Source organism: Aeromicrobium panaciterrae (assembly GCF_039537165.1).
In the GTDB taxonomy this organism is placed as follows: domain Bacteria; phylum Actinomycetota; class Actinomycetes; order Propionibacteriales; family Nocardioidaceae; genus Aeromicrobium; species Aeromicrobium panaciterrae.
In genome coordinates this window covers 1,668,588-1,680,359 of record NZ_BAAAZZ010000002.1, presented here as the reverse complement: position 1 = coordinate 1,680,359, position 11,772 = coordinate 1,668,588, and the positions used below count along the sequence as shown (strand labels likewise).

Below are 11,772 nucleotides of genomic sequence, written 5' to 3'. Positions count from 1 at the left end.
CACGGTCATTCCAGGGCGAGCTTGACGGCTGCCTGCACGTGGAGCAGCGTCGTCGGGAACACCGGTGTCGCGACGTGAGACTGGTCGACCAGCAGCTCGATCTCGGTGCAACCGAGGATGACACCCTGCGCGCCCTCGGCCCGCAGACGCTCGATGACGTCGAGATAGATCGCGCGTGACTCGTCGCGGACGACACCGAGGCAGAGCTCCTCGTAGATGATCTCGCTGACCAGCTGACGGTCGTCGGGCCCTGGCAGCACGACGTCGAGGCCGTGCGAGCGGAGTCGGTCGACATAGAAGTCCTGCTCCATCGTGAAGATCGTGCCCAACAGCCCCACGCGGCTGAGACCGGCCGCCTTGACCGCGTCGGCAGTGGTGTCGCCGAGGTGCACGAACGGCACGGAGATCGCCGCCTCGATCGGCCCCGCCACCTTGTGCATCGTGTTGGTGCACAGCACGACGAGATCCGCACCCGCGGCTTGCAGCCTTCCGGCGGCCTCCGCCAGCACGGTGCCGGCGTCGTCCCAGCGGCCCTCGACCTGCATCGCCTCGATCTCGGCGAAGTCGACCGAGTGCATCAGGATCTTGGCGGAGTGCAGGCCGCCGAGCTGATCGCGTACGAGCTCGTTGGCGAGGCGGTAGTACTCGGCCGTGCTCTCCCAGCTCATGCCGCCGAGCAGGCCGATCGTCCTCATCCGATGAGATCGGTGACCAGGTCCCGCAGGATGCCGAAGCCGTTCTGCGTCAGGATCGACTCGGCGTGGAACTGGACACCGCGGTAGTGCGGTCCGGCCAGCAGGTGGATGTCGCCGGTCTCGGGATCGGTCTCGACCGTGACGCCGTCGGGCAGGCCGGCGGCGGGCACCCGGGCGACGAACGTGTTGTAGAAGCCGACGACTTCGGGGCGGCCCAGCACCTGGAGCGTGCTCTGGGTGCCCTGGAAGACGATGTCCTTGAATGCCAGGTCGAGGCCGAGCTGGTGGCTCAGCGCCTGGTGACCGAGACATACCGCGAGGAAGGGCCGCTCGGTCTCGAGCAGCCCGGCGACCACGCCGTGCATGACCGCCATCTTGGGATCGTCGACCTCGCGCGGGTCGCCGGGTCCGGGGCCCACGACGACGAGGTCATAGCCGTCGAGGTCGCCGTCAGCGTAGGCGTCGTGCCGGATGATGTCGGTCGTCATGCCGAGCACGCCGAACACGTGCGACAGCATGTTGACGAAGTCGTCCTCGCCATCGACGACCACGACTCGCTTGCCGACGAGCGATGGTACGGGGGCGGCGCCGGACTGGTCGGTCAGCCAGAACTGGCTGAGTCGCTGGTTGCGTGAGCCGAGCGCGATGATCACCTCGTCCTCGCGGGTGAACGCGTCGAAGCCATCGACGGGCTCGGGCGCCGACTCGACGAGTCCGAACGCGCTGAGGATGCCCGACGCCTTGGCCCACGTCTCCTTGGTCTCATACATCGGGTCGGAGTCGCGTACGAGCGTTGCTCCCGCCGTCACCTTGAGGTTGCCGTCGAGGTCGACATCGGCCGTCCGGATCAGGATCGGAGCGTCGGCGCGGGGGGCGCCGTCGGCGTCGCGGCCGATCAGGGCGGCGATCGAGGCGTAGTAGCCACGGCCGTCCGCCTCGTACTTCTTGATCAACCGGCAGGCGTTCTCGACCGGGCTGCCGGTGACCGTCGCGGCGAACATCGAGTCGCGGAGCACCTCGTTGACGGTGCGGTGGGTGCGGCCGGCGAGGAGGTACTCGGTGTGCACCAGGTGGGTCATCGGCTTCAGGTAGGGCCCGAGCACGAGGCCGCCCTCGTGGCAGATGTCGCACATCATCTTGAGCTCTTCGTCGACGACCATGAAGAGCTCGTAGATCTCTTTCTCGTCCTTGAGGAAGGAGAGGAGCTCACGCTTCTTGTCGGCATGCGTCTCGAGGCCGCGCATGCGGAACGTCCCGCTGATCGGGTTCATCCGCACCTGGCCGGCCTCGACGCTGACGTGGCGTTCGGGGCTGGCACCGATGAGGTAGCGGTCGCCGGTGAAGATCAGGAACGTCCAGAACGCGCCGCGCTCGCGCTCGAGCAGGCGGCGAAACACCGTCAGCGCCCGCTCGTGACCCCAGTCGGCCACCTGGGCCCGGAAGTGACGGCCGATCACGAGGTTGGCGCCCTCGCCCTGGCCGATCTCCTCGTCGATGATCTGGCGGACGACGTCGGCGTAGTCGTCGTCGCTGGTCTCGAAGCCGCCGCGATCGGCGAAGTCGATCGGCAGGTCGGGGAGCAGCGGCAGCAGCTCGGCGATCGGCACCTCGAGGGAGAGCTCGGCCGCGATCGCGCTGAGCGGGGTGCCGTCCTGATGGGCGTCGAAGCCCCGTTCGCGGACCTGCGCATATGGCACCAGGACCAGGTGGTCCCAGCCCTCGGCGTCGCCCGGGACGGCGGGGATGTCGGACAGCGAGTCGAGATCCGTACGCGTGCCCCCGACGAGCGTGACGGTGTCGGCGTCGCGCACCCGGATGAGCGCGAACGCCGGCTGCGCGAGGAGGTCGTCGAGGGTCGTCATCAGACCCCGATCCTATCGGCGTGCGTCGAGCAGTGTTCACGGCTGTCATGGGTTGACCTGCGTACCGATTCGTTGGCTGGGTGCTTCGACCGGTAACCTCGTCCGCGGAGGATTCGCATAGTGGCCTAGTGCGCTCGCTTGGAAAGCGGGTTGAGTGAAAGCTCTCAGGGGTTCGAATCCCCTATCCTCCGCCAGACGCCGAAGCCCACCCCGAGGGGTGGGCTTCTGTCGTCGATCGGGGCCGGCGACTCAGATGTCGCGGTCGCGGATTGCTTCGACCGCGGCGTCATCGCCGATCAGGTCGTCTGCGGGCTTTGCGATTCGCTTGAGATGCGCTTCTTCGTGCGCCGTGACAGGACTTCGACGCTCCCAGGCGATGACCAGACCGAAGGCGGCGAGGACGATGGCCCAGCCGACGACCGCATCGAGCACCCAGTGGTTGCCGGTGCCGACGATCACGATCGCCATCGTTGCCGCATAGAGAACGCCCAGCGCCTGGACGATCTTGGGGACACCCGCGCGGATCAGGACCAGCGCGACCCAGAGTGCCCACCCGGCATGGAGCGACGGGAACGCGGCGAGCTCGTTGGTCATGCCGCCAAGGCCCTTGGGCGCTGACGCGTCAGCGCCCCACCAGCCCGCATAGGAATAGAGACTGAGGACGTCGGTGTACATGCCTTGGATCAGTCGGGGCGGTGCCGTCGGCATGATGAGGTAGAACATCAGGCCGATGATCGTCGCGAGTGCGAGCGACCGGCGCGCGGTGACGTATTCGCTGGCGCTGCGGCGGTAGATCCAGATCAGCACGACCATCGTCACGATGTAGTGCGTGGTGGCATACCAGTAGCTGCCGAACACCCCGAGCCAGTCGTACTGCACGAACTTGTCGTTGAGCCACGACTCGGCATCGATGCGCCAGGACTTCTCGAAGTCGAGGATGTCGAGGGCGTGACCGCGGGCCGGGGCGAAGTCGTTGGACGCCAGGAGACGGGACGCGCTGTAGGCGACATAGAGGACCGCCAGGAAGGCGAACTCGATCGCGCCGCGCTTGATGCGGCTGGCCGAGAACACCCAGGAGAGCGGGGATTGGCGCACTGCAGGCCGGTTTGAGTTGCTCATCGCACCTCCTGCATCGCGCACGAGGCGCCGGGAGTGTCGCCTCATAGGGATATCTTTTAGTCACCCGATAACAGGGGCAACCAGAGATGTCCCTGATTTCTTCCCTCAGACGCTACCGTCTATCACCGACGTTTTTTGAAGATGTTCTTGACGATTTCACCCACAAACGTCCGGTTGGCCTCTCCGACCGCGCGATCGACGGTCGACATACGGCCTGAGGACGCCGTCGTACGAGGTGCCTTCGGAGCCTTGCGGGCGCCCTCTCGGCCTCCTCGCGATGCGTTCCGCCTCCTTCGGCGGACGACGGTTCCGGCGCCCCACGGACTGTCTGTCTAGACTGCGGGGGTGATCTTCCGACGGGTGGCTGAGGGGCGGCCCTATCCGGAGCACGGGCTGAGTGCGGGTCAATGGGCCGAGATCCCGCCCTCGCAGGTACGCCTCGACGACCTCACGACGACCAAGACGCAGCTCGACCTTGAGCACCTGCTCGAGGACGACTCGACGTTCTTCGGCGACCTGTTCGCCCACGTCGTCAGCTGGGAGGGCGAGCTGTTCCTCGAGGACGGCCTGCACCGGGCCCTTCGCGCCGCGCTCCAGCAGCGCAACATGCTGCACGCCCGCGTCCACTCGATCGGCAAGAAGGCGTGAACGTCCGCGTCCTCACCATGTTCGGTGCCGCCGTCGTGTTCGTCCTCGGCAGCGTGCTCGGCGTGCAGATGCTGCTCGCGAAGCCGAACGACCCACCGCCGGCACCGACCTGCAAGGCGCAGACGGTCAAGGCGGGCGAGCAGCTCACCAGCAACGTCGTGACGGTCAACGTGTTCAACGCCAGCAAGCGCGCGGGTCTCGCCAACCGCGTCACCATCAACCTGCAGCGCAACGGCTTCCTGGGCGGCCAGATCGGCAACAGCACGAGTGCCGCCAAGCAGGCGGCCGTCACGATCCTGACCAACGACCCCAACGATCCGCGGGTCAAGCTGGTTGCGGCACAGTTCCAGGACAAGGTGGTCTACGCCGCGCCCGACATCACCGTCAAGGAAGGTGTCGCGGTCGTGGTCGGCGACGCGTTCACGAAGCTCCGCGGCAAGCCGGCGCGCAGCGTCGTCGCCGCGACCGACGTGACGACCTGCGTGCCGACCCTCCAGGTGCCCTAGTCCTCGGGCTAGTCCTGGTTCTTGCCCCAACCCGCAAGCCGGCCGTGACGGCCCACGTCGCGGAGCCGCTGCTCGGCAGCCTCCCGGACCGACCGCGCAGCGACGATCAGCAGGTCGTCGTCGACCGCGAGGCGGTCCGTCCGGTGCGGCACGAACGTCTTGCCGTCTCGTACGACCAACGACACCGACGCGCCCGTCGGAAGGCGCAGCTCACCGATCTCGACGCCGGCAAGCTTGGATCCCCTGGGCACTCGGATCTGCAACAGGTCGGCTGACACCCGCTCGAGCGGCGCGGCCTCGACCTCGACGTCGCGGGCGGCATCGGTGAGCACGCCGCAGAACGCAGCGAACTTCGCGAGGGGCGCTGCCTGGACCAGGGTGTAGGCCACGACGAACACGAAGACGATGTTGAAGAGGTCGTCTGCGCCCTTGACCCCGGCGGCCAGCGGAATCGTCGCGAGGACGATGGGTACGGCTCCGCGAAGGCCGGCCCAGGCGATGAACGCCTGCTCGGGTCGCGGACGGTCGAACCACACGGCACAGGCTGCAATCGACAGCGGACGGGCGACGAAGGTGATGAGCGCACCCGCGGCGAGTCCCGTCCACACGTGCCACCACTCGAAGCTGCCGGGATCGGCCAGCAGCCCCAGCATGACGAACAGGCCGATCTGGGCGAGCCACCCGATGCCCTCGACGAACGACTTGGTCGCCGTACGGTGTGGCAGCTCGGTGTTGCCCAGCACCAGCGCAGCGATGTAGACCGCGGCGAAGCCGCTGGCGTGGACGGTTGCCGCCGAGGCGTACGCCAGCACCGTGAACGCGAACACGACGAGGGGATAGAGACCCGACGCCGGGAGGGCGACCCGGCGCAGCAGACTGGCGCCGACCCGGCCGATGACGAAGCCGAAGACCACACCGACGATCAGCTCGAAGATGATCAGCCCGGTGAACGCCCACGCACCCTTCTCGGCGAGGTCACCCGCACTGATCGCCACGACCAGCACCACGATCGGAGCGTCGTTGAGGCCGGACTCGACCTCGAGGGTCCCGGTGACCCGGTGCTTCAACGGAACCGAGCGAAGGACCGAGAACACCGCGGCGGCATCGGTCGGCGTCATGACGGCGGCGAGCAGGAAGGCCAGCTCCCAGTCGAGGTCGAGGAGGTAGTGCGAGCCGACACCGACGACGACCACGCTGATCGCCGAGCCGAGGGTCGCCAGCAGCATGCCGAATCCCATCGACGGCCGAATCTCCGACCATTTCGTGGAGAGACCACCTTCCGCGAGGATCAGCACAAGGGCCGAGAACCCGAGGACCAGTGCCAGGTCGGCATCGTCGAACGGGACGCCGAGCCCGGAGTTGCCGAGCAGGAGGCCGAGCCCGAGATAGACGAGGAGTGAGGGAAGTCCGGCCGAGACGGAGAGCCGCACTGCGAGGACCGCGAGGATCAGGACTCCAGAACCGATCAGCAGCAGCTGGTCGAGCTCGTGGACATCCACGCGGGCCTCCTGGACTCGACGGATCACGATTCTATCGGGCGGCAACTGGTGGTCTTCCACCATGGTCCCAACCGTCAGGTGACACAGTTGGAGTGGCGCACAGCACCGGCCTCCGGTTGGCTGGGCCGATGGATCGACGCAGCGTGCTCGGCCTCATGGCGGTGTCGGTCGTCGCCGCGTGTGCGCCGTCACGAGCGAAGGGTCGGTCAGTGGAGACCATCACGTACGGCGACGACCCTTCCCAGCTCGCCGAGCTCACCCGGGCCAGGGGCCAGGCCTCCAAGGGGGTCGTCGTGGTCATCCACGGTGGCTTCTGGCGCTCGACGTACGACCTGTCGCTCGGTCGTCCGCTTGCCGCCGACCTGGCGGCGCACGGCTGGGACGCCTACAACCTCGAGTACCGTCGCGTCGGCAACGGCGGCGGCTGGCCCGCCACGTTCGAGGACGTCAGCGCGGGCATCGACGCGCTGGCCGCCATCGATGGGCTCAACACGTCCACGGTGATCACACTGGGCCACTCGGCGGGCGGTCACCTCGCGGTGCTGGCTGCCGGGCGTACGGACGCTGCCGTACCGGTCACCGCGGCGATCTCGCAGGCCGGCGTGCTCGACCTGCGGGCTGCCATCGACGACAACCTCGGGTCGGGTGCCGTCAACGCATTCCTCGCAGGCGCGCCCATCGGGCCGGCTGATCCGACAAGCCAGACACCCCTCGACGTGCCGGTACGCTGCGTGCACGGCGAGGATGACGACACCGTCCCGGTCAGCCAGTCGGTCAGCTACGTCGACCGGGCGAAGCGCGCAGGAGCAGATGCCGAGATCGTGCGCGTCGAGGGTGACCATTTCGTCGTCATCGACCCGTCGTCGCAGGCGTGGGTGCGCACGTTGGAGATCCTCGAGGCGCTGTAGACGCGCAGCAGGGGCGCCCCTGACGGGACGCCCCTGGCACCTCAGCGAGCCTCAGCCCTTGAAGGCGTCCTTGACCTTCTCGCCGGCCTGCTTGAGGTCGGACACGGCTTGATCGCCTCTGCCCTCCGCCTCCAGCGACTCGTCATCGGTTGCCTTGCCGGTGGCCTCCTTGGCCTTGCCCTTGAGGTCATCGGCTGCGTTCTCGAGCTTGTCGTCGAGTCCCATGATCTGTCCTTTCGTCGGTTGACCCCCACGTACCCATCGACGCGCGGGCTACACCGCGGTGTCACTCATGGGGAATGTCTCGCTGGGTCTCGCGTAGCAGCCAGTCGACCACCTCACGCGGATCCCGCGATGCCGCATGGACAGCGAGCTGGTGTTCGGCGCTCGTACCGTCGCTGACGATGCGCCGGATCTGCTCGAGCTCGTCGCGGGTGCCGAGCTCGGTGGCCGCGTCGGAGACGAGGCGGATCAGCTGGTCCATCGCAGAGGCGAACGGAACCTCCGTGCCGAGGCTGAAGTCGGCCAGCTGGCACCGAACCCCGAACCTCATCGCACGCCTTCGATTCTCCTCGATGAGCGAGGTCGGCACGACGTCGTACGCCACGCCGCGGCGATGCTCGGCGAGCAGGTGCGCGATCAACGCCTGGGAGAGCGCGACAAGGGCCACGGTGTCCTCGATCCGCGTGGGCATGTCCGAGATGCGAAGCTCGATCGTCGGATAGTGCGGACTTCGGCGGACGTCCCACCAGAGTCGTCTCTCGATGTCGATGCTGTTGGTGCGCAGGAGCAGATCGACGTGCCGGCGATAGTCGGCGTACGACGCGAAGGCATCAGGGATCCCGGTGCGCGGCAACGCGCGGCGCAGCTCGGCGCGGGTGCTCATGAGACCGCTCGGACGACCGTTCCAGATCGGTGAGCTCGTGGACAGCGCGAGCAGATGCGGAAGGTAGGGGCGCAGTCTGTTGATGACAGCGACCGCCTCGTCATCGTCGGGAACTCCGACGTGGACGTGCAGTCCGAAACAGGTCAGCCCCGGCGCGGGTCCCCCCAGCTCGCGGGCGACCCACCCCATGCGCGGCGTGTCGGTGAACACCTGCGCACGCCAGTCGGAGAAGGGGTGTACGCCGGCGGCGGCGATCGCGAGGCCCGCGCGGCCTGCGAGATCCCGTACGGCGATGCGATTGGCGACGAGCCCCTCACGGATCGTCGCCACGTCGCTGCACACGTCGGTGACGATCTCGATCACGCCCTGGTGGACCTCCTCACGCAGCCTGGGAGCCAGCGCGTGATCCGCCAGGGCGGCAACATGCGTCGCGGCCGACACCAGCTCGAAGGTGGACGGATCGATGAGCTGGAGCTCCTCTTCGACGCCGAGGGTGAGCGTGGTCGGGATCATCAGCTCGGACTCGTGCGCACCAGCAGATCGAGCTTTCCGAACAGCGCGTTGAGCTCGTCGGACACCTCGCGCAGCTTGCGGGTGCGCGCGGCTTCGTCGTGGGCGAAGCGGGCGTGCTCCGTCACGTGTGGCGCGGAGATCGCGATGCGAAGGGCCGCGGCGGACGGGGAGAGCTCGACCGCTTGGCCCAGCAGGAAGCGACGTGCACCGAGCGCGCGTTCCGCGGGCTCGTCGAAGACGCAGGGTTCGGCCATCCGCTCACGGAGCCGGCGTACATCGGCCAGACCGAGATGCTGCCCGCCCGAACGGAGCTTGAACGTGAAGATCGTCTGCATTACGGAGAGGCCGTCGTCGTCGGGGTGCCCCGGCCCTCGCCACGGCGCGTCCAGCAGCTCGATGGATGGAAAACGCGACGCCGCATCGGCGATCGCCGCGCCCAGTGCCACCAGGATAGATCGCCGCACGAGTGGTCGTACCTGGCGATAGGCGCGCATCTCGGCGAGGCCCGCCGCCCACCGCAGGAGCAACCCCGCATTGGTCGGTGTCTCGATCCACGCATCCATCTCCCACCGCGGCGGGACCGCGCACCGCGAGAGATAGTGCTGAAGTCCCGCGGGCCACGGACCGCGCGGCGCCCCCCAGGTTGTTCGCGGAAAGAGGACCGCGCCGGAGAAGCACGGGCCACCGTAGAACTTGGACGCGCTGAAGATCACCATGAAGCCGCGGGCGAGGTAGTCACGCAGCTCGCGATCGCCGAGGCGACCCTGCGCTGCATCCACCACCACCCGCACCCGATCGGAGCTGGCGGCGACGAGGCTCTCCACCAGCTCCACGGAGGGCACCTGGACCCCGGTCTTGGATGACTCGACGACGTGAAGGAGAACGCGCTCACCGCGGCCGAGCGCGGCCGACACGAGCATCGTGATCTCGGTGGCAAGCGCATCGTCATCGCGCAGCGCACCGCCCTCGTCGCGGATACGGACCGGGTGAAGTGTCACCGAGCCTTGCGGGAAACCGGCAATCGCAGCGCCCTTGACGATCGATTCACCCGACGACGGCGACGTGCTCGCGCAATGACGTGCGCCGGCCGCGAGAGACGTGTTGGCACCAAGCTCACCCTCCGCGACCAGGATGTTTGCGATTCGGGTCGAGTCCTCGCCGATCAAGAATGCGAGCGGGATGTACTCGGCGTCGGTTCCCGATGGCATGAACACGATGTCGATCTCGTCGGCGGTGAGCCCCACGAGGTCGAGCAGCTCCGCGCGCAGGTTCTCGCCCTGCGCGGAGGCTCGGTCGTGACTGACGCGTGCTGCCTCGAACGCGCGCGCTGACGGCGACGATGCCGTGCACGAAGACCACGTCGCCACCTCGGGCTCGGGGCGCATCAGGCAGCCGTATCGATTCCTCCCGCTCATGGGATCGGCCGTGCTCCGCTCGTCGCCTCCGCTCGAGAGAAGCGCCTGGATCAACGTGTGCCTCCTGGTCAAGACGCGATCGCGTCCCCCGATTCGCCGCGGCATTGCAGCGTACCCTCACCGATGCCCGGGCTACACCGCGGCGACGCGGCCCATCCGCTCGACAGCCTCGGTGAGGATCTCGGGAGTCGTCGCATAGTTGAGTCGTACGTGGCCGGCGCCGTTGCCGAACGGCAGACCGGAGTTGAGCGCGACGTGTCCGCGCTCAAGGAACGCCTCGGCCGGATCGTCGCCAAGGCCGAGTGCGCGGCAGTCCAGCCAGGTCAGGAACATCGCCGGTGGCGCCTGCCACGGCACGGCCGGCAGGTGCGTGGCCAGCTGCTCGGCGAGCAGCACGCGGTTGTCGGCAAGGTCGGCGAGCAGCGCGTCGAGCCACGGGCGGCCCTCGCGGAACGCCACCGTGTGCGCGATCGAGCCGAGGTGGCTCGGACCATGACCAACAACCTCCGGCAGGCGTGCCAGATCGTCCGCTGCGCTCTCACCGCAGACGATGAGTGCTGCCTTCACACCGGCGAGGTTCCATGCCTTGGAGGCCGACACCAGGCTGAACGCGTTGCCGGTGCCGTCGACGCTGAGATAGGGCACGAAGCCCTCTGCCACGAGCGGCGCATGGATCTCGTCGACGATCACGCGTACGGCGTAGGTGTCTGCCAGCGCCGCCACGCCGGCGAGCTCGCCCGCCGTGTGCACCGTGCCGGTCGGGTTCTGCGGATTGCACAGCAGATAGCTCACCGGACGCCTGTCCGCGCCGGCCCTGATGAACGCCGCCTCGAGGGCCTCGAGGTCCAGGCGGCCGTCGGTGCCGAGCGGGGCGTCGACGGCCGTGCGTCCGGCGTGCTCGATGAACCCGTAGAACGGCGGATAGACCGGAGGGTTGACCACCACGGGGTCACCCGGTTCCGACACGAGGTCGAGCAGCTCGACGATGCCGGTCATGACGTCGGCGACCAACGACGTACGGGTCGAGTCGGCGCCCTCCCAGCCCCACCGGTCGGCGGCGAAGTCGGCGTACGCCTCCGCGTACGCCGAGCCGTGCGGGTAGCCGACGTCGCCGGAGCTGACGGCGTCCGTCAGGGCACGCTCCACGGGTTCGGCGACCCTGACGTCCATCTCGGCGACCCAGAGTGGCAGCACGTCGGGCGGGTACTCCCGCCACTTGATGCTCGTGCGCTGACGCAGCTGATCAAGCGTCAGCTCACGCAGCGGGTGCACTAGTCGACCGGGGTCAGCAGGAAGATCGGGATGACCCGCTCGGTCTTCTCCTGGTAGTCGGCGTACGGCGGGTAGGCCTCGACGGCGCGATCCCACCAGAGCGCCCGCTCGTCACCTTCGAGCTCACGCGGCGTGTAGTCCTTGCGTACGGCGCCGTCCTGCAGCTCGACCAGAGGAGCGTCGACGATGTTGTTGTACCACGCCGGGTTGTCGGGGGCGCCCCCCATCGAGGCCACCACGAGGTAGTGGCCGTCGTGCTCGACTCTCATCAGGGGAGTCTTGCGGATCTTGCCGGACTTGGCGCCCAGCGTGAACAGCAAGATGATCGGGCGATCCATCATCGTGTTGCCCTGCTCGCCGTTCGTTCTCTCGTAGAGCTCGGCCTGCTCGCGGGCCCAGTCGGACGTGCTCGGTGCGTACTCTCCAGTCAGTGGCATGACTCAAGCGTT

General features: G+C 67.9%; 12 protein-coding genes and 1 tRNA gene. 4 read left to right on the top strand and 9 right to left on the bottom strand.

Translation table 11 applies throughout. The features are described 5' to 3' along the window. Positions 1-5: 5 nt before the first annotated feature. Positions 6-695 carry an aspartate/glutamate racemase family protein gene (locus ABD683_RS09105; protein WP_344769246.1) on the bottom strand — a complete coding sequence of 230 codons (690 nt, stop codon included), beginning with the start codon at positions 693-695 and terminating at the stop codon, positions 6-8. Continuing rightward, complete coding sequence (locus ABD683_RS09100) at positions 692-2,557, bottom strand: anthranilate synthase family protein (RefSeq protein ID WP_344769244.1); 1,866 nt, start codon at positions 2,555-2,557, stop codon at positions 692-694. Before ABD683_RS09100 ends, ABD683_RS09105 begins: the two co-directional genes overlap by 4 nt. 106 nt (positions 2,558-2,663) lie before the next feature. Between ABD683_RS09100 and ABD683_RS09095 the strand changes: the two genes are divergently transcribed. Further along, a tRNA-Ser gene (locus ABD683_RS09095) sits at positions 2,664-2,751 on the top strand. A 55-nt stretch (positions 2,752-2,806) separates the two neighbouring features. Here ABD683_RS09095 and ABD683_RS09090 read toward each other — a convergent pair. Beyond that, positions 2,807-3,676, bottom strand: coding sequence for a phosphatase PAP2 family protein (locus ABD683_RS09090; protein ID WP_344769242.1), 870 nt, complete (start codon positions 3,674-3,676; stop codon positions 2,807-2,809). Between the two features lie 345 nt (positions 3,677-4,021). Here ABD683_RS09090 and ABD683_RS09085 point away from each other — a divergent pair, with 345 nt between their 5' ends. After that, on the top strand, positions 4,022-4,324 hold the full coding sequence (locus tag ABD683_RS09085) for a type II toxin-antitoxin system VapB family antitoxin (RefSeq protein ID WP_344769240.1): 303 nt from the start codon (positions 4,022-4,024) through the stop codon (positions 4,322-4,324). After that, the gene (locus tag ABD683_RS09080; protein WP_344769239.1) at positions 4,321-4,830 is read left to right on the top strand and encodes a LytR C-terminal domain-containing protein; all 510 of its coding nucleotides are present in this window, start codon (positions 4,321-4,323) and stop codon (positions 4,828-4,830) included. Before ABD683_RS09085 ends, ABD683_RS09080 begins: the two co-directional genes overlap by 4 nt. An 8-nt stretch (positions 4,831-4,838) precedes the next feature. On the opposite strand, the gene ABD683_RS09075 is transcribed toward ABD683_RS09080, so the two are convergent. Beyond that, positions 4,839-6,329: a potassium/proton antiporter gene (locus ABD683_RS09075; protein WP_344769238.1), complete on the bottom strand. Its 1,491-nt coding sequence runs from the start codon at positions 6,327-6,329 to the stop codon at positions 4,839-4,841. Between the two features lie 128 nt (positions 6,330-6,457). On the opposite strand from ABD683_RS09075, the gene ABD683_RS09070 reads away from it, so the two are divergent. After that, on the top strand, positions 6,458-7,237 hold the full coding sequence (locus ABD683_RS09070; protein ID WP_344769236.1) for an alpha/beta hydrolase: 780 nt from the start codon (positions 6,458-6,460) through the stop codon (positions 7,235-7,237). 51 nt (positions 7,238-7,288) lie between these two features. On the opposite strand, the gene ABD683_RS09065 is transcribed toward ABD683_RS09070, so the two are convergent. The 5 genes from ABD683_RS09065 to ABD683_RS09045 form a co-directional block, all read right to left on the bottom strand. Continuing rightward, the gene (locus ABD683_RS09065; protein WP_344769234.1) at positions 7,289-7,462 is read right to left on the bottom strand and encodes a CsbD family protein; all 174 of its coding nucleotides are present in this window, start codon (positions 7,460-7,462) and stop codon (positions 7,289-7,291) included. A gap of 61 nt (positions 7,463-7,523) precedes the next feature. Further along, positions 7,524-8,636, bottom strand: coding sequence for a carboxylate-amine ligase (locus ABD683_RS09060; protein ID WP_344769231.1), 1,113 nt, complete (start codon positions 8,634-8,636; stop codon positions 7,524-7,526). After that, the gene (locus ABD683_RS09055) at positions 8,636-10,021 is read right to left on the bottom strand and encodes a hypothetical protein (protein ID WP_344769229.1); all 1,386 of its coding nucleotides are present in this window, start codon (positions 10,019-10,021) and stop codon (positions 8,636-8,638) included. Before ABD683_RS09055 ends, ABD683_RS09060 begins: the two co-directional genes overlap by 1 nt. A 162-nt stretch (positions 10,022-10,183) precedes the next feature. Continuing rightward, positions 10,184-11,323 (bottom strand): MalY/PatB family protein, encoded by a 1,140-nt coding sequence (locus ABD683_RS09050; RefSeq protein ID WP_344769227.1) that lies wholly within the window; start codon positions 11,321-11,323, stop codon positions 10,184-10,186. Further along, entirely contained in the window at positions 11,323-11,760 is a 438-nt protein-coding gene (locus ABD683_RS09045) for a nitroreductase family deazaflavin-dependent oxidoreductase (RefSeq protein WP_344769225.1), read from the bottom strand. The genes ABD683_RS09050 and ABD683_RS09045 overlap by 1 nt, the downstream gene beginning before the upstream one ends. Positions 11,761-11,772 lie beyond the last annotated feature (12 nt).

Bases quoted from the DNA above. Each gene is read 5' to 3' on its own strand.
- ABD683_RS09105 (WP_344769246.1), bottom strand. From the start codon at position 695: ATGAGGACGATCGGCCTGCTCGGCGGCATGAGCTGGGAGAGCACGGCC.
- ABD683_RS09100 (WP_344769244.1), bottom strand. From the start codon at position 2,557: ATGACGACCCTCGACGACCTCCTCGCGCAGCCGGCGTTCGCGCTCATC.
- ABD683_RS09090 (WP_344769242.1), bottom strand. From the start codon at position 3,676: ATGAGCAACTCAAACCGGCCTGCAGTGCGCCAATCCCCGCTCTCCTGG.
- ABD683_RS09070 (WP_344769236.1), top strand. From the start codon at position 6,458: ATGGATCGACGCAGCGTGCTCGGCCTCATGGCGGTGTCGGTCGTCGCC.
- ABD683_RS09065 (WP_344769234.1), bottom strand. From the start codon at position 7,462: ATGGGACTCGACGACAAGCTCGAGAACGCAGCCGATGACCTCAAGGGC.
- ABD683_RS09060 (WP_344769231.1), bottom strand. From the start codon at position 8,636: ATGATCCCGACCACGCTCACCCTCGGCGTCGAAGAGGAGCTCCAGCTC.
- ABD683_RS09055 (WP_344769229.1), bottom strand. From the start codon at position 10,021: ATGCGCCCCGAGCCCGAGGTGGCGACGTGGTCTTCGTGCACGGCATCG.
- ABD683_RS09045 (WP_344769225.1), bottom strand. From the start codon at position 11,760: ATGCCACTGACTGGAGAGTACGCACCGAGCACGTCCGACTGGGCCCGC.